Origin of the sequence: Bacillus cereus group sp. MYBK14-1 (assembly GCF_051916885.1) — a bacterium.
GTDB lineage: Bacteria > Bacillota > Bacilli > Bacillales > Bacillaceae_G > Bacillus_A > Bacillus_A cereus.
This window is the reverse complement of the sequence record NZ_JBQAHM010000018.1, coordinates 1-24,876: the sequence shown is the minus strand read 5'-3', so window position 1 is coordinate 24,876 and position 24,876 is coordinate 1. Positions and strand designations below refer to the sequence as shown.

Sequence of the window (24,876 nt, the reverse complement as noted above, 5' to 3'; positions counted from 1 at the left end):
GGCCTACCTCCCTTTTAGTCTACAGGTTATCCCAATTATTCCTTAGTTGTCTCAACTTCGACATTCAATTTATCTGCTGATTGATGATCATCGTCATCTTCTGTATCACGCATTTCAATTTCTGTATCGTCGCTAGACATCATTTTAACGTCCATACCTAAACTTTGCAGCTCTTTAATCAATACTTTGAATGATTCAGGAACGCCTGGTTCTGGAACATTTTCGCCTTTAACAATTGCTTCATAAGTCTTAACACGTCCAACAACATCATCAGACTTCACTGTTAAGATTTCTTGAAGAGTATAAGCAGCACCGTAAGCTTCAAGTGCCCAAACCTCCATCTCACCGAAACGCTGTCCACCGAACTGAGCTTTACCTCCAAGAGGTTGCTGCGTTACAAGTGAGTATGGTCCAGTAGAACGAGCATGAAGTTTATCGTCAACCATGTGCGCAAGTTTGATCATATACATGACACCAACAGATACGCGGTTATCGAATGGTTCACCAGTACGTCCGTCATACAGGATTGTTTTCGCGTCATTTGCCATACCAGCTTCTTCAATTGTGCCCCAAACATCTTCCTCACGAGCACCATCGAATACTGGTGTTGCAATGTGAATGCCAAGGTATCTTGCTGCCATACCAAGATGAAGCTCTAATACCTGACCGATATTCATACGAGATGGTACCCCTAATGGGTTTAACATGATATCGATTGGCGTACCGTCTGGTAGGTAAGGCATATCTTCTTCTGGTAAAATACGAGAAATAACACCTTTGTTACCGTGACGTCCGGCCATCTTGTCACCTTCAGAAATTTTACGTTTTTGAACGATATATGCACGTACAAGTTGATTCACGCCCGGTGGCAATTCATCGCCATCTTCACGGTTGAATACTTTTACGTCTAAGATAATACCGCCACCACCGTGTGGTACACGTAGTGATGTATCACGTACTTCACGCGCTTTTTCTCCAAAGATAGCATGTAATAGACGTTCTTCAGCTGTTAATTCTGTTACACCTTTAGGTGTTACTTTACCAACAAGTAAATCTCCATCTTTTACTTCAGCACCAACGCGAATGATACCGCGCTCGTCAAGGTTACGTAATGCGTCTTCCCCAACGTTTGGAATGTCGCGTGTAATTTCTTCTGGTCCAAGCTTCGTATCACGAGCTTCTGATTCATATTCTTCAATATGAATAGAAGTGTACACATCATCTTTTACAAGGCGCTCACTCATGATGATCGCATCCTCGTAGTTATAACCGTCCCAAGTCATGAAGCCAACAAGCACGTTACGTCCAAGTGCTAGTTCACCTAATTCCATAGAAGGACCATCCGCAAGGATTTCACCTTTTACAACTTCATTTCCAACACTTACGATTGGACGTTGGTTGTAACAAGTTCCTTGGTTAGAACGAATGAATTTTTGCATTTTGTAGCGATCTAAGTCGCCTTTTACTGTTTGACCGTCAACTTCTACATAGCGACGTACCCAAACTTCACGTGCTTCTACGCGCTCAACAACACCAGGATGTTTACAGATTACTGCAGCACCTGAGTCTTTTGCTGATACGTACTCCATACCTGTACCTACAATCGGAGATTCCGGATTCATTAACGGAACCGCCTGACGTTGCATGTTCGCTCCCATAAGTGCGCGGTTAGAGTCATCGTTTTCTAAGAACGGAATACAAGCTGTCGCTGCCGACACTACTTGTTTTGGAGATACATCCATGTAGTCGATGCGTTCTCTATTTGTGACAATGTTTTCACCACGGAAACGAGCTACGATATCTTCACTTAGGAATTCACCTTCGTCAGATAATTTCATATTCGCTTGGGCTACAACATAGTTATCTTCTTCATCTGCTGTTAAGTAATCAACATGCCCTGTTACAAGACCAGTTTCTGGGTCAACACGACGGTATGGCGTTTCAATGAAACCAAACTCATTTACTTTCGCGAACGAAGATAATGAGTTAATCAAACCGATGTTTGGTCCCTCTGGTGTTTCAATCGGACACATACGACCGTAGTGAGAGTAATGAACGTCACGCACTTCAAAGCCTGCGCGCTCACGCGTTAAACCACCAGGTCCTAATGCAGATAGTCTTCGTTTGTGAGTTAACTCTGCTAATGGGTTTGTTTGGTCCATAAACTGAGATAACTGAGAACTTCCGAAGAACTCTTTAATAGATGCAATAACAGGACGAATATTAATTAGTGCCTGTGGTGTAATTGCATTTGTATCTTGGATCGACATTCTCTCACGAACAACACGTTCCATACGAGAAAGACCGATACGGAATTGATTTTGTAACAGTTCTCCAACAGAACGCAGACGACGGTTTCCTAAATGGTCAATATCATCTGTATCCCCTACTTTGTATAGTAGGTTGAAGAAGTAACTGATAGAAGCAAGGATATCACCTGGTGTGATGTGTTTCACATCACGAGTAATGTTTGCATTACCAATTACATTAATTATGCGTTCGCCTTCCGACTCAGGAGCATAAATCTTAATAGATTGCAGCTCAACATCGCCTTCTACCACTCCACCCATTGGTTTCGCTGTTTTGAATCCAATGTTTTTCTCTAAGTAAGGTAAAATGCGATCAAGTGTACGACGATCTAAGATTGTTCCTTCTGCCGCTAAAATTTCACCAGTTTCTGGATCCACTAATGTTTCAGCTAAACGTTGATTAAACAATCTGTTTTTAATGTGTAACTTCTTGTTGATCTTATAGCGACCTACATTTGCTAAATCGTAGCGCTTTGGATCAAAGAAACGAGACACAAGTAAGCTCTTAGCATTTTCTACCGTTGGTGGTTCACCAGGACGTAGACGCTCATAAATTTCAAGCAATGCTTTTTCTGTGCTATCTGTGTTGTCTTTTTCTAATGTGTTGCTTAAGTATTCGTTATCACCTAAAAGCTCGGTGATTTCTTGATCAGAGCCAAACCCTAATGCGCGTAACAAAACAGTTACAGGAAGTTTACGCGTACGGTCAATACGCACATATACAACATCCTTAGCATCTGTCTCATACTCTAACCAAGCTCCGCGGTTTGGAATTACAGTAGCAGTAAAACCACGTTTTCCGTTTTTATCCACTTTGCCACTATAGTATACGCTTGGAGAGCGAACTAACTGGGAAACGATAACACGTTCTGCACCGTTAATTACGAATGTTCCAGTCTCTGTCATGAGTGGGAAATCTCCCATGAACACATCTTGTTCTTTTACTTCACCAGTTTCCTTGTTGATTAGACGCACTTTTACACGAAGTGGTGCTGCATACGTCACATCACGCTCTTTGCATTCGTCTACAGAGTATTTAGGTTCACCTAAGCTGTAGTCGATAAATTCAAGCGATAGATTTCCCGTAAAGTCTTCAATCGGAGAAATGTCTTGGAACATTTCTCGCAAACCCTCATCAAGAAACCACTGATAAGAAGAGGTTTGAATTTCGATAAGATTTGGTAACTCTAATACTTCACTAATACGGGCATAACTTCTTCGTTGGCGGTGGCGTCCGTATTGAACTAGTTGACCTGTCAACTGCTTCACCCCTCAAATCATGAGTATTATAAATGCACAAAAAAATTTGTGCAAAATCACAAACAAATACAACTACTGCTATTAGCGTAGTCTCTTTCTCTTAAAGATAAATACGTTGAGTCTTTCTACCTGCTCAAAAAAGAAAAATGGCTTCTATAAGAAAACCATCATTCTGTTTCATAATCTGCTGATTTTACTATCTTTTCCAAGAGAAACAAAAATATACATCTTTCTCAACGCAGAAAATCATATATTGGCATTGTATAATGTTAACATAGCCAAAAATAACCGTCAACGTTTTTTTGATTTTATGATATAATATCCTTTTTTCTTTTCTACAACCTCAACCTCAGAAAATACTTCTTCTAGTTTTTTTAGCGCAGACGGTGCACCTTGTTTCTTTTGAATAACAATCCAAAGTTCTCCACCTGGAACTAAATACTCCACAGCTTTTTCTAAAATCTCATGTACGATATCTTTACCCGCACGAATTGGAGGGTTAGATAGAATAGCAGCATACTTACCATCTACATTTTCATAGACGCTACTTTGAAAAATACGTATATTCTCGATTTTGTTATTAGCGGCGTTTTCTTTCGCAAGCCCAAGTGCCCTCTCATTCACATCCACCATGTGAACTTCACGACCTTGAAACTCTTTCGCTAACGACAAACCAATAGGACCGTATCCGCAACCTACGTCTAATATATTACCTTTAATATCTGGCATTTGAAACGCTTCAATTAAAAGACGGGAACCAAAGTCCACTTCGTTTTTCGAGAACACCCCATGGTCAGATAAGAAAGTAAATCGAGATCCACGAAGGACAAACTCCCATCGCTTACGATCACTTTTACTAGAAGGGTCGTTAGAAAAATAATGGTCTGCCATATGGCCACCTCTTTTCTTTACAGTTAAAAAAAAAGCTCGCATGAGAGCGAGCTTTTTTTAAAGCATCAAAAGTTAATTACTTAACTTCTACAGCAGCGCCAACTTCTTCAAGTTTAGCTTTGATTTCTTCAGCTTCTTCTTTAGCAGCAGCTTCTTTGATTACTTTTGGAGTGTTGTCAACTAATTCTTTAGCTTCTTTTAAGCCAAGACCAGTGATTTCACGAACAACTTTGATAACTTTGATTTTTTGTGCACCAGCGCTAGTTAGTTCCACATCAAATTCAGTTTTCTCAGCAGCAGCTTCTCCAGCGCCACCAGCAACAGCTACAGGAGCAGCAGCAGTTACGCCGAATTCTTCCTCGATAGCTTTTACTAAGTCGTTAAGTTCTAATACAGTCATAGATTTAACTGCTTCAATGATTTGTTCTTTAGTCATTGTAAATATCCTCCCTTAAATAGGTTTGTATTGTTTTATCGATAATACGTAATTATCTTTTAAAAAATTAAGCGCCTTGCTCTTCCTTTTGGTCTGCAACTGCTTTAGTAGCAAGTGCAAGGTTACGGATTGGAGCTTGAAGAACGCTAAGAAGCATAGAAAGTAAGCCTTCACGTGATGGAAGAGTAGCGATTGCTTTAACCTCATCAAGTGTTACAAGTTTACCTTCGATTACGCCCGCTTTAATTTCTAAAGCTTCATGATCTTTAGCGAAGTCGTTTAATACTTTCGCAGGAGCAACTACATCCTCGTTACTGAACGCGATTGCGTTTGGTCCTGTTAAGAATTCATTTAACTCAGCCATTTCAGCAGATTCTGCAGCACGACGAGTTAGAGAGTTTTTGTAAACTTTGAACTCAACGCCAGCTTCACGTAATTGCTTACGTAATTCTGTTGCTTCAGAAACTGTTAAACCACGGTAGTCAACAACGATTGTAGATTTACTAGCGCGAAGTTTGTCCGCGATTTCAGTTACAACTTGTTGTTTAGTTTCGATTACTTTGCTCATGTTATTACACCTCCTGTAGATTATATAGAAGATGTACCGAAAGTGCACTAAAAACCTCCATGCCCAACTTGTAGACATGGAGGCATATAGTCACAGAAAAAAGATTCCGCTTCGTATATTAACACCTAGGTAGGAAATTAAGTCTATTGACACCTACTGTCTACGGTACACTAATTAAATTCACAACATAAATGATTATATTAAAACTTCTTTATGAAGTCAACTTCCAAAATTTACGCTAATGTAGAAACGTCTACACGTACGCCAGGTCCCATTGTAGAAGCAACTGTTACGTTCTTCATGTAAGTACCTTTTGCAGCAGCTGGCTTAACTTTTTGTAAAGTGTCAGCAATTGTTTTGAAGTTTTCTACTAATTTAGCATCTTCGAAAGATACTTTACCGATTGGAACGTGGATGTTACCAGCTTTATCAACGCGGTATTCAACTTTACCAGCTTTGATTTCGTTAACAGCTTTAGTTACATCGAAAGTAACTGTTCCAGTTTTAGGGTTTGGCATTAAACCTTTAGGTCCTAATACGCGACCAAGTTTACCAACTTCACCCATCATGTCAGGAGTTGCTACTACTACATCGAAATCGAACCAACCTTGTTGGATTTTACCGATGTAATCAGTATCGCCTACGAAGTCAGCTCCAGCAGCTTCAGCTTCTTTAGCTTTTTCACCTTTAGCAAATACTAATACACGTTGTACTTTACCAGTACCGTGTGGAAGAACAACTGCACCACGGATTTGTTGGTCAGCTTTCTTAGGGTCAACACCTAAACGGAATGCAGCTTCTACAGTTGCATCAAATTTAGCTGTGTTTGTTTTCTTTACTAATTCTACTGCTTCTGTCGCAGAGTAAGCAGCTGCACGATCAACAAGCTTTGCAGCTTCTACGTACTTTTTACCTCTTTTAGCCATTTTTATTTCCTCCTCGAATGTGGTTTTAGCGGAATAACCTCCCACGTTTACGCCTGTTTTCAGGTATAACCTGAGGATGAGCGCCATCCATTTATTTAAAAACGATAATCATTTACGATAATAAAGGTTGCGAATTGGAATTCCAGACCCGCAACCTTTTTTAAAAACAAATCGAATTAGTCTTCGATAACGATGCCCATACTGCGTGCAGTACCTTCAACCATACGCATTGCAGCTTCTACGCTAGCAGCGTTTAGGTCAGGCATTTTAGTTTCAGCGATTTCGCGTACTTTATCACGCTTAACAGTTGCCACTTTATTACGGTTTGGTTCACCAGAACCAGACTCAATACCAGCTACTTTCTTAAGAAGAACAGCAGCAGGAGGAGTTTTAGTAATGAAAGTGAATGAACGGTCCTCAAATACCGTAATTTCAACAGGGATGATAAGACCAGCTTGATCTGCTGTACGAGCGTTAAACTCTTTACAGAAGCCCATGATGTTAACACCTGCTTGTCCTAATGCTGGACCAACTGGTGGAGCTGGGTTAGCTTTACCTGCAGGAATTTGAAGCTTTACCATTTTAATTACCTTTTTAGCCACGAGACACACCTCCTTAAGTCCGTGATGTGGTCAATTGGACAGTGATTTGCCCTCCCACGTCATATTTTATCTGTAAGGATAAAATCTTTCAAAAAACGTCTCCGATAACGAAGACGTACTGACTTAAAAGATATTATCACTTTTTACAATTCATTTCAAGTTTCATTTTATAATTTTTCAATTTGATGGAAGTCAAGTTCAACTGGAGTCTCGCGACCAAACATGTCCACAAGCACGCTAACCTTTTTCTTCTCCACATCAATTTCTTCAATAGCACCTGTATAATCTGCGAATGGCCCCTCATTTACACGTACTGTCTCATGAAGTTCAAAGTCGAAATCAACCACTTCGTTATCCATTCCCATATGTTTCATAATGGTAACAACTTCCTCTTCTAATAGAGGTGATGGTTTAGATCCAGAACCAGAAGAACCAACGAACCCAGTTACACCCGGCGTGTTACGTACAACATACCAAGAGTCATCAGTCATGATTAATTCTACTAATACATAACCTGGGAACACTTTTCTTTTCATTAATTTTTCTTTTCCGTTTTTCATTTCTACTTCTACTTCTTCCGGGACAACAACACGGAAAATTTTATCTTGCATACCCATTGATTCTACACGTTTCTCTAGGTTTGCTTTTACTTTATTTTCATATCCAGAATAAGTATGGACAACATACCAACTTTTTTCCATTCATTTAGGACGAGCGTCCTTCCCTCCCTGACGTACATTTTTTTGCGCAAATGAAAAAACCCGTTCACCGGGCTTTTACACAGTTCTTATAAATAACATTATATCATGGATAAGTGCTTCTTATTCAAGAATTAACCAAGAATTAACCGAATTAAAGAAGAAATGCCCATATCAACTACTGCGAAGAAAATCGCAAAGAACACAACTGTAGCAACAACAGTCGCTGTTGAGCGGAGTAATTCATCTTTTTTAGGCCAACTTACTTTTTTCATTTCGCGACCTACATCGCCGAAAAAGTTCGTTAAACGCATCTGCGGGACCTCCAGTGTATTATTTCAATTATTTATTTTGTTTCCTTGTGAACTGTATGCTGATTGCATGTTTTACAAAACTTTTTTATTTCAAGTCGCTCTATTGAGCTCGTATCTTTCATAGTAGAGTAGTTTCGATTTTTACACTCTTCACATGAGAGTACAACTTTTTTCCTCATTAGTTACACCAACCTTGTAACATTATGTCCCTAAAAATGTATCATACAATAAAAGACAATGTCAATGACATGCATTTTGTACTCTCTACAAAAGAAAACAGGTGATTTATTTTACACCTGTAGCACTTGTTACTTCTTATGAATTTAAAGTTGTACTTTCTCTCATTTCCATATATCGTTCCAATTTTCTCTTTACTCTTTGTAAAGCGTTATCAATAGATTTCACATGCCTGTTTAACTGTTCTGAAATCTCTTGATAAGAACGACCATCTAAATATAAAGAAAGCACTTTCCTTTCTAAATCGCTTAATAATTCAGATATTTTTGATTCTATGTCTGTATATTCTTCCTGGCTAATGATCATCTCTTCAGGATCAGTCACCTTCGCTTCAGAAATAACATCCAATAACGTTCGATCAGATTCCTCATCGTAAATCGGCTTATCTAAAGACACATACGAATTTAAAGGAATATGTTTTTGTCTTGTTGCCGTTTTAATAGCGGTAATAATTTGTCGAGTGATACATAGTTCAGCAAATGCTTTGAATGAAGACAGCTTGTCCTCTTTATAATCACGAATTGCTTTAAACAACCCTATCATACCTTCTTGAACAATGTCTTCTCGATCGGCACCCACTAAAAAGTAAGATCTTGATTTCGCACGAACAAAGTTCTTATACTTGTGAATTAAATATTCTAGAGCGTCAGTATTACCTTTTCGAACTAACTCAACGATTGCCTCATCCTCTAAATCACGAAATGTAACGTCGCCTATACTTACGAAGCCTGCTTCCACCTTGATCCCTCCGACCGCTATTTATTTAGCAATATTATACAGTAAAAAGATAAAGAGCGTCAATGCTTCAACGCTCTCCTCTTCTTAATTTTTCTAATTTTTCTGTAATATCTTTACTAAATATCTTTCGCATGGCGGGCTGCTGTTCTTTCGTGTCTTTTGTGCGCCTTCTTACTTGTTGTTCCATCGCTTGTACTTCCAACTCTAATTCACGCGCAGATTTTCGAAGGGCACCTTGCCCAAATATAACCCATTGTTCTGTATAATCAGAAGTCGCAACATATATTTGTGTATTTATATTTCTAAGCTCTATCGCAAGTTGCTCTATCTTTTCGTCTGCAGTTTGATTCTTTCGTGTGAATATTACTTCTACACGAGATTGTTTCATCTTTTTTTCAATACCATGGACTGTATAGGCATCAAAGACTATCATCACTTTTGTACCTGTATAACCTTGATAATCCGCCATCTTATCAATAAGCGCATCTCTTGATGATTGTAAATCTACATCCCGCAGTTTCTTCAAATCTCCCCAAGCTCCGATAATGTTGTAACCGTCAACGATTAAAATATCGTTCATTTTTTATTTACCAATTTCGTGACGTTTACGATATACCTCATACATTAACAAACTTGCGGCTACTGAAGCATTTAAGGATGTAACTTTACCAACCATCGGTAAAGTGATTAAGAAATCACACTTTTCACCAATAATACGACTCATACCTTTTCCTTCACTACCAATTACTAACCCAATCGGCATTGTACCATCTAAATTACGGTAATCCGTTTTCCCTTTGGCATCTGTACCAGCAATCCAAAGTCCACGCTCTTTTAATTCATCAATTGTACGAGATAAGTTTGTTACGCGCGCAACAGGAATGTATTCAATCGCTCCTGTTGATGCTTTCGCAACTGATGCTGTAAGTCCCACAGCTCTTCTCTTCGGAATAATAATTCCATGAGCTCCTGTTGCATCAGCAGTACGCATAATAGAACCTAGGTTATGCGGATCTTCAATCTCATCTAAAATCAAGAAGAATGGATCTTCATTACGTTTTTCTGCCACTTTGAATAAATCTTCTAACTCTGCATACTGATATGCAGCTACTTGAGCAATTACACCTTGATGATTACCCTCAACTAATTGATCTAACTTTTTCTTTGGTGCATGTTGTAAAATAATCTTATTTTCTTTCGCTAACGCTAGTACAATTTGTACTTGTCCTTTGGCAGCACCTTCTGCGATCCAAATTTTATTAATATCTCTCCCTGATCTTAACGCTTCAATTACAGGGTTACGTCCGATAATATATTCACTAGTCATGATGATGTGCCCCCTTCCTTTTCTTCTAAAACTGCAATTGCCTTATATACAATTTCGTCTAATCTTTCACGATTATTTAATAAATGATGATAACCAATTAGCGCTTCAAAGGCTGTACTATGTCGATATGTTTGTACATCCGTATTTTTCGGAACTGTACCTGAATTTGCATTACGCCCTCTTCTTAATACCGCCTCTTCTTCCTCTGTCAAAAATGCCGTCTCTAATAAATGATAAACAACTTTCGCCTGTGCTTTTGCTGAAACAAAGCTCGTCCCTAAGCGGTGTAATTGATTAGGGCGAACTTTTCCTTTTTGAAGGAGGTGATAGCGGATATATTGTTCATATACCGCATCACCCATATACGCTAACGCCAAGCTGTTTAATTGCTTTGCATCGATCATCCTTATCCTCTTTTCCATCTTGTACCTTGAGCAGTATCTTCTAAAATAATATTACGTTCTTTTAAATCGTCACGAATTTGATCAGACAATGCAAAATCACGATTTTTACGAGCTTCAATGCGCTTTTGGATAAGCTCTTCAATTTCTTCATCCAGTAATTCTTCTTTTGATAATTCTAATCCCAAAATATCAAATAACGTTTCCAGTTGTTTTACGTATGCTTCAATCACAACTTTAGATGTATGCTCTTCAAGTAAATATTGATTTGCATGATTTGCTACGTTGTATAATTCGGTAATTGCATTTGCAGTGTTAAAGTCATCATTCATTGCCTCTTCAAATGCAGTCTGGAATTTCTCTATTTCAGCTAACCATTTCTCATTATGGTCCGTTAAATCCGTACTACTCTCCATACGATGCTTTAAGTTTCCATAAGCTGTTTTAATTCTTTCCAGTCCATTATTCGTACTTTGTAATAACTCTTCACTATAGTTAATCGGGTGACGATAGTGTACTGATAACATAAAGAATCTAATTAACTGCGGGTCGTATTGCTTAATAATATCGTGAACTAAAATAAAGTTACCAAGCGATTTAGACATCTTCTCATTGTTAATATTAATATATCCATTATGCATCCAGTAACGTGCAAACGTTTTTCCAGTCAATGCCTCTGACTGCGCAATTTCATTTTCATGATGTGGGAAAGCCAAGTCTTGACCACCAGCATGAATGTCAATTGTATCCCCTAAGTACTTACGCGCCATTGCTGAGCATTCAATATGCCATCCTGGACGTCCTTGCCCCCAAGGGCTTTCCCAGAAGATTTCTCCTTCTTTCGCAGCTTTCCATAAAGCAAAATCAAGAGGGTCTTGTTTCTTTTCCCCTACCTCAATACGAGCACCGTGACGTAAATCTGCGATTGGTTGATGTGATAATTTACCGTAACCTTCGAATTCCTTCGTCTTAAAGTACACATCACCCTCTGATTCATATGCATACCCTTTATTCACAAGTTCTTGAATAAATTCAATAATGATATCCATATTTTCTGTTACACGAGGATGAACTGTTGCGTGTTTGCAACCTAGTGCTGTTACATCTTCAAAGTACGCTTCAACAAAACGATCAGCAATTGTCGGTACATCTTCACCTAATTCATTTGCCGCTTTAATTAATTTATCATCTACATCCGTAAAGTTAGATACATATTGCACATCGTATCCTTTGTATTCTAAATAACGACGCACTGTATCGAATACCATAGGAGGCCTTGCATTCCCAATATGAATGTAGTTATAAACTGTAGGTCCGCATACATACATCTTTACCTTATTTTCTTCTAATGGAACAAACTCTTCTTTTTGACGTGTTAACGTATTATAAATGTGAATAGTCATTTTTATCCTTCCTTTCTACCTTTAATTCCAATTGTTTCTTCAATTTATCAAGTTCTACTTCCATAGCCTTTAATTTATCAAAAATCGGATCCGGAAGGTCAGAGTGATTTAATTCTTGACCAATCTTTACTCCATTTTGAATAACGACACGGCCAGGTATACCTACAACTGTAGAATGTGCAGGAACTTCTTTTAATACGACAGACCCTGCTCCGATTTTAGAATTCTCTCCCACAGTAATAGAACCAAGAACTTTAGCACCCGTCGCAATTAATACATTATCCTGAATTGTTGGATGCCTCTTTCCTTTTTCTTTTCCTGTACCACCTAATGTAACCCCTTGATAAATCGTTACATTATCACCAATTTCACAAGTTTCTCCGATTACAACTCCCATTCCATGATCTATGAAAAAACGTCGACCAATTGTTGCTCCTGGATGGATCTCAATGCCAGTAAAAAAGCGGCTCACTTGTGAAACAAAACGTGCAAGAAAGAAAAAATTTCTTTTATAAAAAGCATGTGCAATTCGATGGGCCCAAACTGCATGTAATCCAGAGTAAGTTAAAATGACTTCGAAATAACCTCTTGCCGCTGGATCCTGTTCAAAAACGACTTCAATATCTTCCCGAAGCCTCTTAAACATCGGTGTTCCCTCCCCTTTATGGGCTGCTTTTTTGTCGAGCGAACTAACTCCCCTAACTCATCACTTCTCCCCTAATTCTTTATATAAGGAGATAAATTCTATATTCATACCTATTTACACGGTATAAAAAAAAGGCGTCTCTGTCATATTGACAGAGACGCCTTTTAAGCGCGGTTCCACTCTGTTTAGGCTTAAAAAAGCCTCAAACTCATTCATGATAACGGTGTAAACCGCTTCTGCTTACTTTGCGGCCTAAGACATCCCACGAAGCAATTCGCTGTTCAGCAGAAGACTCGAAGGGGCATTTCAAAAATCCGCTTATAAACCACTCCCAGCCTAAAGGTGGTTCTCTCTGTAAAAAGCCTGATTTTCTACTTCTCCTTCTCGTCGCTTTTCCTTATTAGGTTTTAGGTATACTTATTATATTTCTAAACCTAGAAAATGTTAACCAATTACTTTTTGAAGACGATTTAAAACTTTTTCTTTTCCAAGAAGTGCAATAGCATTCGGAAGCTCTGGACCATGCGTTTGTCCTGTAGTTGCAACACGGATTGGCATAAATAAATTTTTACCTTTATGTCCTGTTTCCTTTTGAACTGCTTTAATCGCTGCCTTAATTGCTGCTGGCTCCATTGCTTCTAGAGCTTCTATTTGACCAGCAAATGCACGAAGTACTTCAGGTACTTGTTCACCATTTAATACTTCTTGTCCTTCTTCTTCATAATCAACATGATCTTTAAAGAACATTTCAGAAAGCTCTACAATTTCAGCTCCAAAACTCATTTGTTCATGGTATAAAGCAATTACATCACGAATCCAAGCTTGGTCTTGTTCGCTTAAAGTTTCTCCCACACGTCCAGCTTTCACTAAATGCGGTAAGCTTAACTCTACAACCGTATCTAAATCTTGCTTTTTCATATACTGGTTGTTCATCCATTTTAGTTTTTGAGAATCAAATAATGCAGGTGATTTTGATAAACGAGCTGCATCGAACATTTTGATAAACTCATCTTTAGAGAAGATTTCTTCTTCTCCTACCGGAGACCAACCTAGTAGTGCAATAAAGTTAAAGATTGCTTCTGGAAGATACCCAAGCTCTTTATATTGCTCAATAAATTGAATAATAGATTCATCACGCTTACTTAACTTTTTACGACTTTCATTAACAATTAGAGTCATATGACCGAATTGTGGAATATCCCAGCCGAAAGCTTCATAAATCATCATTTGTTTCGGTGTATTTGAAATATGATCATCACCACGAAGTACATGTGTAATTTCCATTAGATGATCATCTACTGCTACTGCAAAGTTATAAGTTGGAATTCCATCCTTTTTCACAATAACAAAATCACCGAAATCATTTGAATGGAACGCAACTTCATCTTTTACAATATCTTTGAATGTGTAGTCACGATCAGCTGGTACACGGAAACGAATACTTGGAATACGTCCCTCAGCTTCAAATTCTTTCACTTGTTCTTCAGTTAATTCACGGTGGTTACCTGCGTAACGAGGTGTTTCACCGCGAGCGATTTGTCCTTCACGCTCTGCTTCTAGCTCTTCTTCTGTCATATAACATTTATAAGCTAGACCACGCTCTAATAAATCTTTATATAATTTTTTATAAATATCCAAACGCTCTGTTTGGCGATATGGTCCAAATTCACCACCAACATCAACACCTTCATCCCAGTCCATACCGAGCCATTTCAAGTATTTTAATTGGCTTTCTTCTCCACCAGCCACGTTACGTTTTACATCAGTATCTTCAATACGAATAATAAATTTGCCATCTAAATGACGAGCAAATAAATAATTAAATAATGCCGTACGCGCATTTCCGATATGTAAGTGTCCTGTTGGACTTGGCGCGTAGCGCACTCTCACTTGCTTTTCCATAATTGGTACACCTTCCATTCTTAATGTCAACACATTCTATAATTGTACACCAAAAAAATGTGATTATCCATCTTACGAATTAAAAACCATTATTTTTTCTGTAATAAAACAACCGCTTGAGAAGCAATCCCTTCTTCTCTACCTGTAAATCCTAATTTTTCTGTTGTTGTTGCCTTTACATTAATGTTATCGATAGACGTTTCTAACAGTTCACTAATGCGCTTACGCATACTCTCAATATGTGGTGCCATTTTTGGTTTTTGAGCAATAATTGTACAATCTAAATTTCCTAACTCGTAACCTTGTTCACGCACAAATTCCCAAACTTTTTGTAACAATACAGCTGAATCTGCATCTTTAAAAGCTGGGTCTGTATCAGGAAAATGCTTTCCGATATCTCCTGCTGCAATCGCACCTAAACATGCATCAGCAATCGTATGTAACAATACATCTGCATCTGAATGGCCGATTAATCCTTTCTCGTGTGGAATTGTAATTCCACCGATAATCAACGGGCGCCCTTCCGCAAATTCATGTACATCAAAACCTTGTCCAATTCGAAACATCCTTACTTCCTCCTTAAGCTAAACTACTGAGCTTTATGACTCTATATTATATCGCTATCCTTATAAAGAAAAGCCCGGCTGTTGCCGAGCTTTTCTTTATTAACACGTCATCAATGTTATTTCTTTTGAACACGTAGGAAACTTTCAGCAATTAATAGATCTTCCGGAGTCGTCACTTTAATATTATAGTAACTCCCCTCTACTACACCTACTTGCTTCCCAACACGTTCTACAAGACTTGCATCATCTGTGCCAAGAAAACAACTTTGCTTTGCGCTTCTATGAGCTTCTAGCAAAAGAGAAACAGAGAATCCTTGTGGTGTTTGTACAGCGTTAAGTTGAGATCGCTCTACCGTTTCTACAACAACACCCTGCTCTACTTTCTTAACAGTATCTTTTACTGGCACTGCACAAATGGAAGCTCCATATTTTTCTGCTGCAGTTAATACATCGCGAATCACTTTATTCGTTACGAACGGGCGCGCCCCGTCATGCACAAGAACATATTCGACACCACTCGCATACTGAAGTGCGTTATAGACGCTATCTTGTCTTTCGGCTCCACCCTGAATGAATTGTACGTGCTTTTCAATCTGGTACTTCTGCATTAACTCTTCAAAATACGGGCGTTCTTCTTCGTTAATTGCCATAATAATACTTTTGCACGCTTTATCTTTTTCAAAAGCACGCAATGTGTGCACAATAATTGGTACTTCATCTATAAGTAAAAATAACTTATTTTTACCAGCACCCATTCGTTTTCCTTGGCCCGCTGCCGGAATAATTAATGTATACATATTAATAATCCTCTACTTATAATGCTTTTTCTAGCAATTTACGTTTTGCGAAAATCATACGACCAGCCGATGTTTGTAATACGCTAGTAACAAGTACGTCAAGTTGTGAACCCACATACTCTCTACCATCTTCTACTACAATCATCGTACCATCATCTAAGTATGCAACACCTTGATTTTGTTCTTTACCATCTTTCACAACATAAACACTTAATTCTTCACCAGGGAGTACGACTGGTTTAATCGCATTAGCTAAATCATTAATGTTTAACACCGTAACCCCTTGTAATTCAGAAACTTTGTTTAAATTGAAATCGTTTGTTACTACAGTTCCACCAGTGATTTTTGCCAACTTTACAAGCTTGCTATCTACTTCTTGGATATCATCGAAATCGCCTTCATAAATTTCTACCGGAATTGGCATCTCCTTTTGAATACGATTTAAAATGTCTAGCCCTCTGCGGCCACGATTACGCTTTAAAGCATCTGAAGAATCGGCAATATGCTGAAGCTCTTCTAATACGAATTGCGGAATGACAATTGTTCCTTCTAAAAACTTTGTTTGGCAAATATCTGCAATACGTCCGTCAATAATTACACTCGTATCGAGAATTTTCCAATGAGTCGTAGATTTTTCTGCTTCGACCTCTACCTCTTCATTCTCACTATTGTTTTTCTTCTTACCTCCGCGTTGGGGTAATGTAAATAATCCTAGCAATTCATTCCTCTTTTTAAATCCTACTTGGAATCCTAAATATCCAAGTAAAAGGGTGAAGAACACTTGCAACACCGTACTAATAACTGGAATTGTAAATTCACGAATTGGTATCAAAATTAAATATGCAACAATAAGACCAGAGATTAATCCTAATGTACCAAATAAAACATCTGCTACAGGCGCCTTTACAAGAGCCTCTTCAATATGCTTAATAAGTTGAACAATATAATCTACAAGCCAAAATGTTGTTAAAAATAAAATAATTGCACCAATAATTGCACGAACATACGATCCTTCCAACAAAGGAACCGCACCGATATCTAATACATTAATAATTTTTGGGATTAAGTAAATCCCTAACGCTCCCCCGATCACTAAAAAGAAGAGCTGTACAATCCGTTTTAACATCCAACCACCTCCTACTCATTATTAACCATTGTTTCGCTAATCAAAACGCCGAATGCAAAAGCGGACGTGTTTTTTTGTAAATAGTTTTATTTACCAATATATCATATCATATACCAAAAATGTTCTAGTGTCGTTATATTATAGAATCAATGTAATATTCTTAATTGTGTCTACTCATATAGAGATGCTCTTGAATTCTTTTTAGACCTTCTCGTATTTTCTTCGCTCTCACTTCTCCAATTCCTTCCACATCATCCAATTCATTAATAGTTGCTCGGCAAACACCTTGCAATGTTTTAAATCGATTAATTAAATTCTCGATAATAAGTGGCGGAACACGAGAAATCTTGCTTGTGATTCGGTACCCTCTAGGTGTCACACTTTCTTCTAAACTTGTTTGTCCTGGATAGCCAAGCAATTTAACTAAATCACTATCCTCTAAAAGTTGTGTATTTGCAAGATCTTGTAACTTTTTCAAGATTTGATGATGGTCTTGTGTTTTCTCCTGGTGATAATCTTTAATTAACAATGCTGCCTCTGCCTCTAAATCAGCTAGTAATTCTGTAAGCTGTAAACGAATTAACCTACCTTCTGTTCCTAACTCATGAATATAGCTCAATATTTCATTTTTAATACGCAGCACCATTTCAACACTATGTAAAACGTGAACCACCTCGGACATTGTAACGACCTCTTCAAATTCTAGAATACCCAAATTCGTAATGCCGTCATTCCATACAGCCTTATATTTTTCTAGCGTTTGAATTGCTTGATTTGCCTTCGTTAAAATGACACCTATATCTTTTAATGTATAACGTAAGTTCCCTTGATATAGCGTAATTACATTACGTCTTTGTGAAATGGCCACAACAAGGCTGCCCGTCTGCTTTGCTACACGCTCTGCTGTTCGGTGACGCATACCTGTTTCAATAGAATCAATAGATGAATCTGGAACTAACTGTGCGTTTGCAATTAAAATTTTACTTCCAGTTTCATTTAAAATAAGTGCTCCATCCATTTTTGCTAATTCATATAAACTAGCAGGAGAGAATGCGCAATTAATATGAAAACCACCATCAACAATGCTTTTAATCTGCTCATTATACCCAAGAACAATTAGTCCCCCCGTTTGTGCGCGAAGTACATTATCTATCCCTTCGCGCAGTGGTGTTCCTGGGGCCACGAGCTGTAAAATGTTAATCATACTTTTGACACGTTGCTTATTTTCTTCCATAGCCTAGCCTCCTAATGTCAAACGAAGCGCTTCTCCCAAATTAGAAACACCTACAACCTCAATCCCCTCTGGAATTGTCCATCCCCCTAAATTTTTTCTAGGAATGATAGCACGTTGAAATCCTAATTTAGCTGCTTCTTGTACACGTTGTTCAATTCTTGATACTCTTCTTATTTCTCCAGTTAATCCAACTTCTCCTATTACCGCATCAGTTGGTGCCGTAGATTTATCTCTAAAACTTGAAGCTATACTTAAGGCGACAGCTAAATCAATTGCCGGTTCGTCTAATTTCAAACCACCAGCTACTTTTAAATACGCATCTTGATTTTGTAATAGTAAACCTGTTCTTTTCTCTAGTACCGCCATAATAAGCGAGACACGATTATGATCAATTCCTGTCGCCATTCTTCGAGGATTTCCAAAACTAGTAGGGGAAATTAATGCCTGTATTTCTACTAAAACTGGTCTTGTTCCTTCCATTGAGGCAACTACTGTTGAACCTGCAACTCCAACTGGTCTTTCCTCAAGGAAAATTTCAGAAGGATTTAAGACTTCTGCAAGGCCAAGTTCTTTCATTTCAAAGATACCCATTTCATTCGTAGAACCAAAACGATTCTTTACAGCTCGTAAAATACGATATGTATGGTGTCGATCTCCTTCAAAGTAAAGAACTGCATCGACCATATGTTCTAGCATACGCGGTCCCGCAATTGCACCTTCTTTTGTCACATGTCCTACGATGAAAATTGGGATCCCCTTTGTTTTTGCAAGTTTCATTAATTCTGCTGTACATTCACGTACTTGCGCCACACTACCAGGAGCTGATGTCACCTCAGGTAAATGTATCGTTTGAATAGAATCAATAACAACAAAAGCAGGATTCATCTCTTCAATATGTGCTGCAATACGCTGTAAATCTGTCTCTGATACAACAAATAGATTACTACCATTTACATGTAAACGATCTGCACGAAGTTTAATCTGCTTTGCTGACTCCTCACCTGATATATACAATACATCATATGAAGCATCTGCTAATTGCGAGGAAATCTGTAATAATAACGTTGATTTTCCAATCCCAGGGTCCCCACCAATAAGTACTAAAGATCCATCTACAATTCCGCCACCTAGTACACGGTTAAACTCTTGAAATTTTGTTTCAATACGTGCCTCAGACTTTGTTTCTACTTCTGTAAGACGTCTTGGTTTTGTTACTTCTGTTTGAATTGCATTTGCATAATTTAGGCGTCTGGATGATACAACGGGTTCCATCTCTTCAACAAGCGAATTCCATTGACCACACCCTGGACATTTACCCATATATTTTGGTGATTGATAACCACACTCTTGACATGTGAATTTTGTTTTCTTTTTAGCCATATCTTTTTATATTTCACTTCGCTTTCATCTATAAACATTTGACCTTCTCGTACAAGAAAGAGGGCTATCTCGTAGCCCTCTTAGTTTGTCTATACTTATTTTACCTTTTCAGCACTATGAATGACAAATGTTTCCCCTTCTACATCAAAGATAACTTTTTGACCTTTCTCAATAGCACCTTTTAAAAGTTCTTCCGATAGTCTATCTTCTACATGCTTCTGAATTGCTCTACGTAGTGGACGAGCACCATATTCACGATCAAACCCTTTATCAGCAATAGCTGCAATCGCTCCTTCTGTTAAGTGCAATTCAATTTCTTGTTCTTTTAAGCGATTCACTAACTGATTTACCATAAGAGTCACAATTTCTTGAATATGTTTTTTCTCAAGCATATGGAATACGATAATTTCATCAATACGGTTTAAGAATTCTGGACGAAATGCCTTTTTCAGCTCATCCATTACTTTACCTTTCATATCCGAATAATCACGGCTTTCATCTTGTACGTTAAATCCGAGATGTTTGTTACGTTTTAACGCCTCAGCACCAACGTTAGACGTCATAATAACAATCGTATTACGGAAATCAACTGTACGTCCTTTAGAATCAGTTAAACGACCATCTTCCAATACCTGTAGTAGAATATTAAATACATCAGGATGTGCCTTCTCTACTTCATCTAATAGGACAACTGAATAAGGCTTACGACGAACCTTCTCTGTTAATTGTCCGCCTTCTTCATACCCAACATATCCTGGAGGAGAACCAACTAAGCGAGAAGTTGAATGTTTCTCCATATACTCAGACATATCAATGCGAATCATTGCATCCTCATCACCGAACATAGATTCTGCCAATGCTCTTGCTAATTCTGTTTTACCTACACCTGTTGGCCCTAAGAAAATAAATGAACCAATTGGACGTTTCGGATCTTTCAATCCTGCTCTTGCACGACGAACAGCTTTCGCTACAGCCACTACAGCTTCATCCTGACCGATGACACGATCATGAAGAATGGATTCTAAGTTTAATAATTTATCAGTCTCTGTTTGTGCAAGTTTAGAAACAGGGATACGTGTCCATGTAGAAACGACATTTGCAATATCTTCTACCGTAACCTCTGAATTTTCTTTTCCTTGTTGTTCTTTCCACTGACGTTTTGTATCTTCCAATTTCTCACGTAAGCGTTGTTCCATATCACGTAAGGAAGCAGCCTTTTCAAACTCTTGACTTTGTACAGCCGCATCTTTTTCTTTTCGAATTTCCTCAAGCTTCACTTCAAGCTCTTTTAAGTTTGGTGGTGTTGTATAAGAACGCAAGCGAACTTTTGAAGCAGCTTCATCAATTAAATCAATTGCTTTATCTGGTAAGAAACGATCCGTAATATAACGATCTGAAAGTTTTACAGCTGCATCAATTGCATCATCTGTAATAGACACACGGTGATGCGCCTCATAACGATCGCGTAACCCTTTCAAGATTTGAGTTGATTCTTCTAGACTCGGCTCATCAACATGAATTGGCTGGAAACGTCTCTCTAAAGCTGCATCCTTTTCAATATATTTACGATACTCATCTAAAGTTGTCGCACCAATACATTGTAATTCTCCGCGTGCTAAAGATGGTTTTAAAATATTCGATGCATCGATTGCACCTTCTGCTCCACCTGCACCGATTAATGTATGAAGTTCATCAATAAATAGAATAATATTCCCTGCTTGACGTATTTCATCCATTACTTTCTTTAAACGATCTTCAAACTCACCACGATATTTCGTCCCAGCTACCACTGTTCCCATATCTAGTGTCATAACACGCTTATCTCTTAACGTTTCAGGAACTTCATTATTTACGATTTGCTGTGCTAACCCTTCAGCAATTGCTGTTTTACCTACACCAGGCTCTCCAATTAACACTGGATTGTTTTTTGTTCTACGGCTTAACACTTCAATTACACGTTGAATTTCTTTACTACGTCCAATAACAGGATCCAAACGATTCTCACGTGCAACAACTGTTAAGTCGCGCGCTAAACTGTCTAGTGTCGGTGTATTTGCATTTGTCGATGAACCACCTTGGTGACCTGAACTTGCTTCGTTACTTCCAAGAAGTTGTAACACTTGTTGTCTTGCTTTGTTGAGGCTTACACCTAAATTATTTAATACACGTGCCGCTACACCTTCACCTTCACGGATTAAGCCAAGTAAAATATGTTCTGTTCCAACGTAAGAATGTCCTAGCTTACGCGCTTCATCCATAGACAATTCAATAACTTTTTTAGCACGAGGTGTATAATGTACAGTTTGAGAAGCTTCTGTTCCACGTCCAATTAACGCTTCTACCTCTTTTTGCACTTTCTCCGGGCTCAATCCAAGAGCAATTAACGCTTTTGCTGCAATTCCTTCACCTTCGCGTACAAGCCCAAGTAAAATATGTTCTGTTCCAATGTTATTATGCCCAATGCGAATTGCTTCCTCTTGAGATAAAGCTAATACTTTCTGTGCTCTTTCTGTAAATCTTCCAAACATCATAGAAATCGCCTCCTACTTGCGCTTAGTTTTTTTCAATACGTAATCGCTCACGGATTAAGGTTGCTCTTCGATAATCTCTTTCTTCTGGTCCTAAAGGTCCTCCTGCATATTGTTGTAAAATACCAGGTTGCGTAAGAACCATTAGCTCAGTCAAAATATTTCTCGATATACCTTTTATATATCCTAGATCAATACCGAGTCGTACATCCGATAAGCAAGTTGCCGCTTCTGCAGATTGAATTAAACGACTGTTTGCTAGTATACCGTAAGAACGATAAACCTTATCTTCAAGCTCAATGCTCGAATTTTGTACAATTAATTCTCTGGCCAATTTTTCTTGTTGTATAATTTGCTGCATGACACTCTTTAAATCTGCAATAATATCTTCTTCGGATTTCCCTAACGTCATTTGATTTGATACTTGAAATATATTACCTAACGCTTCGCTACCTTCACCGTATATTCCTCTTACTACTAAACCTAATTTTTGAATTACTTGTATAATACGGCTAATTCTTTTTGTTAAAACCAGCCCTGGTAAATGAATCATTACAGAAGCTCTTAATCCTGTACCAACGTTAGTAGGACAACTCGTAATATATCCAAGTGATTCATCAAAAGCATATTCAACCTCTTTCTCAATCCAATTATCTATTTGATTGGCGCTTTGAAGCGCCTTTGATAACTGTAGTCCTGGAAATAGGCACTGAATCCTAATGTGGTCTTCCTCATTAAGCATCACACTAATGTGTTCGCTTTCTGATAACAGACATGCTCCATATTCGGTCCCTGCTAGATTTGGACTAATTAAATGCTTTTCGACTAAAACTCGCCTTTGAAGAGGAGTTAGTTCATTCATTTTTAATAGTCCAAACTTCCCAAAGGGCTCTACCGCTTTATTTATAAATTTCTTTTTAAATAATTCTTGAACCTTTTGAGCTTCCTCTTCGTTTTGCATAGTAGAAAATTGATATTGCTTAAAATTACGAGCCAAACGAATTCGACTACTTAAAACAATATCAGAATCAGGGCCATCCCCCTTCATCCATGGACTAATCGCTTCATTCATAATTTTGTCCAGTGACATAGAACTACTCCCCCTCTCTATGCTCACTAAGCTGAGTTTCAAGCCCTCGAATCTCATCTCTTACCTCAGCAGCTTTCTCAAACTCCTCATTCTGTACATATTGTTTCAGAATAAGTTTTAGTTCATCTAATTCTTTCTTTAAGTGGATATTTCCTTCCATTCGTTCCGGAATTTTTCCACAATGTTCTGTATGTCCACCATGAAGTCGCTTTAACAATGGGTTTAAGTGTCCTTTAAATGTATCGTAACAAGAAGCACAACCAAAGCGTCCCACTTTTGTAAAATGTTCATATGTCATCTTACAATCTGGACATCTTACTGTATTTGTATTTGAAAACCCGTTTTTTCCTTCTCCAAACATTGTTGATTCACCGTGTAATAAACCAGCAAATACATCATGAAATGAAAAGTTAGACTGTGATGATTGAAAGAAAGACGTATAGCCACTTTGCTCCGCACATTGCTCACAAAGATGAACTTCCGCCTTCTTCTCGTTGATTACTTTTGTATAATGTAAAGTTGCTGGTCTTATATTACAGTTTTGACAAGTCATCAATATCCCCACCTTTACAACAGGAACGATCTACCTCATGATACTTTTCATACATTACTAGATTGTCCTCTTTCCTTAATCCACTCAGATAAAAGTACATGCTCTTTTTCAAAACTTCTACAATATTTAACTGCCCTATCTTAATTATCATTCTTTTACAAAAGCTGTATTTATTTATATTTCAGTGTTCTTAACATTGCGCATAATATTCGAGCCCTAAGTTCATCTCGAGAAGGAATATCCATTGATAATACAGAACGATCTAGTACACTTAACATTAATTTTGCTTCACGGCCTGTTATGATTCCCTCTTCTAATAAACGTATAATCATACTCTCTGCATTCCCTTGTGCAACGCTATGATCAATCATATGAAGCATTTGATCAATAATGTCTATATCATCATGCAGTTTGACTTTTATAATGCGAATGTAACCTCCTCCACCACGTTTACTTTCTACTACAAATCCTCTTTCTAATGTAAAACGGGTATTGATTACATAATTGATTTGAGATGGTACGCACTCGAATCGATCCGCAATCTCATTTCTTTTGATTTCAATCACATTATTATTACTTAAGTCAATAACTTGCTTTAGATATTGCTCAATGATATCAGATATATTTCTCATTTATCCGCCACCTTTATTGACTTTGACTATCTTTGACTTTAATTATATACGTATTAATAAAATTTGCAACTCTTTTGCTTATTCACTATCCTAGCCACATTCCCCTGCATTTAATCAAAATAGTAATTATTTAAGCATATTTTTTTAATTACTATGGATTATAAAAGAAAACACGAAAAAACACGAGTCATTTGACTCGTGTTTAGTTGCTTGGCGACGTCCTACTCTCACAGGGACAAGGTCCCAACTACCATCGGCGCTAGAGAGCTTAACTTCCGTGTTCGGTATGGGAACGGGTGTGACCTCTCTGCC

The 24,876-nt window shown here is 38.0% G+C and carries 25 protein-coding genes, 1 rRNA gene and 2 other annotated features; all 26 genes read right to left on the bottom strand.

Annotation, left to right across the window (positions count from 1 at the left end):
- Window positions 1-35: 35 nt before the first annotated feature.
- Window positions 36-3,569, bottom strand: coding sequence for a DNA-directed RNA polymerase subunit beta (rpoB, locus tag ACTFR3_RS27160; RefSeq protein WP_226368332.1), 3,534 nt, complete (start codon window positions 3,567-3,569; stop codon window positions 36-38).
- A gap of 291 nt (window positions 3,570-3,860) precedes the next feature.
- The gene (locus tag ACTFR3_RS27155) at window positions 3,861-4,460 is read right to left on the bottom strand and encodes a class I SAM-dependent methyltransferase (RefSeq protein ID WP_000763289.1); all 600 of its coding nucleotides are present in this window, start codon (window positions 4,458-4,460) and stop codon (window positions 3,861-3,863) included.
- A gap of 76 nt (window positions 4,461-4,536) precedes the next feature.
- Window positions 4,537-4,896, bottom strand: coding sequence for a 50S ribosomal protein L7/L12 (gene rplL / locus ACTFR3_RS27150; RefSeq protein WP_000159736.1), 360 nt, complete (start codon window positions 4,894-4,896; stop codon window positions 4,537-4,539).
- A 67-nt stretch (window positions 4,897-4,963) separates the two neighbouring features.
- Entirely contained in the window at window positions 4,964-5,464 is a 501-nt protein-coding gene (gene rplJ / locus ACTFR3_RS27145; protein WP_000048716.1) for a 50S ribosomal protein L10, read from the bottom strand.
- A gap of 39 nt (window positions 5,465-5,503) precedes the next feature.
- Window positions 5,504-5,648: a sequence feature (ribosomal protein L10 leader region), on the bottom strand.
- Window positions 5,649-5,697: 49 nt separating this feature from the next.
- Window positions 5,698-6,390 (bottom strand): 50S ribosomal protein L1, encoded by a 693-nt coding sequence (gene rplA, locus ACTFR3_RS27140; RefSeq protein ID WP_001987630.1) that lies wholly within the window; start codon window positions 6,388-6,390, stop codon window positions 5,698-5,700.
- 176 nt (window positions 6,391-6,566) lie between these two features.
- Entirely contained in the window at window positions 6,567-6,992 is a 426-nt protein-coding gene (rplK, locus tag ACTFR3_RS27135; protein WP_001085872.1) for a 50S ribosomal protein L11, read from the bottom strand.
- A 167-nt stretch (window positions 6,993-7,159) separates the two neighbouring features.
- A complete protein-coding gene (gene nusG, locus ACTFR3_RS27130; protein WP_000415794.1) occupies window positions 7,160-7,693 on the bottom strand; it encodes a transcription termination/antitermination protein NusG in 534 nt (177 codons plus the stop codon).
- Between the two features lie 131 nt (window positions 7,694-7,824).
- Window positions 7,825-8,004, bottom strand: a complete 180-nt coding sequence (secE, locus tag ACTFR3_RS27125; protein ID WP_001241323.1) for a preprotein translocase subunit SecE — start codon at window positions 8,002-8,004, stop codon at window positions 7,825-7,827.
- Window positions 8,005-8,036: 32 nt separating this feature from the next.
- Window positions 8,037-8,183, bottom strand: a complete 147-nt coding sequence (rpmG, locus tag ACTFR3_RS27120) for a 50S ribosomal protein L33 (RefSeq protein ID WP_014481927.1) — start codon at window positions 8,181-8,183, stop codon at window positions 8,037-8,039.
- A gap of 136 nt (window positions 8,184-8,319) precedes the next feature.
- Window positions 8,320-8,979 carry an RNA polymerase sporulation sigma factor SigH gene (locus ACTFR3_RS27115; RefSeq protein ID WP_000387193.1) on the bottom strand — a complete coding sequence of 220 codons (660 nt, stop codon included), beginning with the start codon at window positions 8,977-8,979 and terminating at the stop codon, window positions 8,320-8,322.
- A gap of 67 nt (window positions 8,980-9,046) precedes the next feature.
- Complete coding sequence (locus tag ACTFR3_RS27110; RefSeq protein WP_000997886.1) at window positions 9,047-9,559, bottom strand: NYN domain-containing protein; 513 nt, start codon at window positions 9,557-9,559, stop codon at window positions 9,047-9,049.
- A 3-nt stretch (window positions 9,560-9,562) separates the two neighbouring features.
- Complete coding sequence (rlmB, locus tag ACTFR3_RS27105; RefSeq protein WP_000200237.1) at window positions 9,563-10,306, bottom strand: 23S rRNA (guanosine(2251)-2'-O)-methyltransferase RlmB; 744 nt, start codon at window positions 10,304-10,306, stop codon at window positions 9,563-9,565.
- Window positions 10,303-10,710, bottom strand: a complete 408-nt coding sequence (locus ACTFR3_RS27100) for a Mini-ribonuclease 3 (RefSeq protein WP_000564261.1) — start codon at window positions 10,708-10,710, stop codon at window positions 10,303-10,305. The genes rlmB and ACTFR3_RS27100 overlap by 4 nt, the downstream gene beginning before the upstream one ends.
- Before the next feature lie 2 nt (window positions 10,711-10,712).
- Window positions 10,713-12,110, bottom strand: a complete 1,398-nt coding sequence (cysS, locus tag ACTFR3_RS27095) for a cysteine--tRNA ligase (protein ID WP_440045001.1) — start codon at window positions 12,108-12,110, stop codon at window positions 10,713-10,715.
- Window positions 12,091-12,756 (bottom strand): serine O-acetyltransferase, encoded by a 666-nt coding sequence (gene cysE, locus ACTFR3_RS27090; RefSeq protein WP_000476497.1) that lies wholly within the window; start codon window positions 12,754-12,756, stop codon window positions 12,091-12,093. The genes cysS and cysE overlap by 20 nt, the downstream gene beginning before the upstream one ends.
- A gap of 150 nt (window positions 12,757-12,906) precedes the next feature.
- Window positions 12,907-13,153 (bottom strand) — a binding site (T-box leader).
- A 47-nt stretch (window positions 13,154-13,200) separates the two neighbouring features.
- Window positions 13,201-14,658, bottom strand: coding sequence for a glutamate--tRNA ligase (gltX, locus tag ACTFR3_RS27085; RefSeq protein ID WP_440045000.1), 1,458 nt, complete (start codon window positions 14,656-14,658; stop codon window positions 13,201-13,203).
- 89 nt (window positions 14,659-14,747) lie between these two features.
- Window positions 14,748-15,224 carry a 2-C-methyl-D-erythritol 2,4-cyclodiphosphate synthase gene (gene ispF, locus ACTFR3_RS27080; RefSeq protein WP_000488386.1) on the bottom strand — a complete coding sequence of 159 codons (477 nt, stop codon included), beginning with the start codon at window positions 15,222-15,224 and terminating at the stop codon, window positions 14,748-14,750.
- Between the two features lie 116 nt (window positions 15,225-15,340).
- A complete protein-coding gene (ispD, locus tag ACTFR3_RS27075) occupies window positions 15,341-16,021 on the bottom strand; it encodes a 2-C-methyl-D-erythritol 4-phosphate cytidylyltransferase (protein ID WP_000288284.1) in 681 nt (226 codons plus the stop codon).
- Window positions 16,022-16,037: 16 nt separating this feature from the next.
- Window positions 16,038-17,147: a PIN/TRAM domain-containing protein gene (locus tag ACTFR3_RS27070; RefSeq protein WP_000919677.1), complete on the bottom strand. Its 1,110-nt coding sequence runs from the start codon at window positions 17,145-17,147 to the stop codon at window positions 16,038-16,040.
- A gap of 160 nt (window positions 17,148-17,307) precedes the next feature.
- Window positions 17,308-18,381 carry a DNA integrity scanning diadenylate cyclase DisA gene (gene disA / locus ACTFR3_RS27065; RefSeq protein WP_000392163.1) on the bottom strand — a complete coding sequence of 358 codons (1,074 nt, stop codon included), beginning with the start codon at window positions 18,379-18,381 and terminating at the stop codon, window positions 17,308-17,310.
- A gap of 3 nt (window positions 18,382-18,384) precedes the next feature.
- Complete coding sequence (gene radA / locus ACTFR3_RS27060; protein WP_001085202.1) at window positions 18,385-19,761, bottom strand: DNA repair protein RadA; 1,377 nt, start codon at window positions 19,759-19,761, stop codon at window positions 18,385-18,387.
- A gap of 95 nt (window positions 19,762-19,856) precedes the next feature.
- Entirely contained in the window at window positions 19,857-22,292 is a 2,436-nt protein-coding gene (clpC, locus tag ACTFR3_RS27055; protein WP_000971183.1) for an ATP-dependent protease ATP-binding subunit ClpC, read from the bottom strand.
- Between the two features lie 22 nt (window positions 22,293-22,314).
- On the bottom strand, window positions 22,315-23,379 hold the full coding sequence (locus ACTFR3_RS27050; protein WP_000050842.1) for a protein arginine kinase: 1,065 nt from the start codon (window positions 23,377-23,379) through the stop codon (window positions 22,315-22,317).
- 4 nt (window positions 23,380-23,383) lie between these two features.
- Entirely contained in the window at window positions 23,384-23,932 is a 549-nt protein-coding gene (locus tag ACTFR3_RS27045) for a UvrB/UvrC motif-containing protein (protein ID WP_000128399.1), read from the bottom strand.
- 170 nt (window positions 23,933-24,102) lie between these two features.
- Window positions 24,103-24,564, bottom strand: a complete 462-nt coding sequence (ctsR, locus tag ACTFR3_RS27040) for a transcriptional regulator CtsR (protein ID WP_001244565.1) — start codon at window positions 24,562-24,564, stop codon at window positions 24,103-24,105.
- Window positions 24,565-24,772: 208 nt separating this feature from the next.
- Window positions 24,773-24,876 (bottom strand): 5S ribosomal RNA (rrf, locus tag ACTFR3_RS27035); the annotation flags it as partial.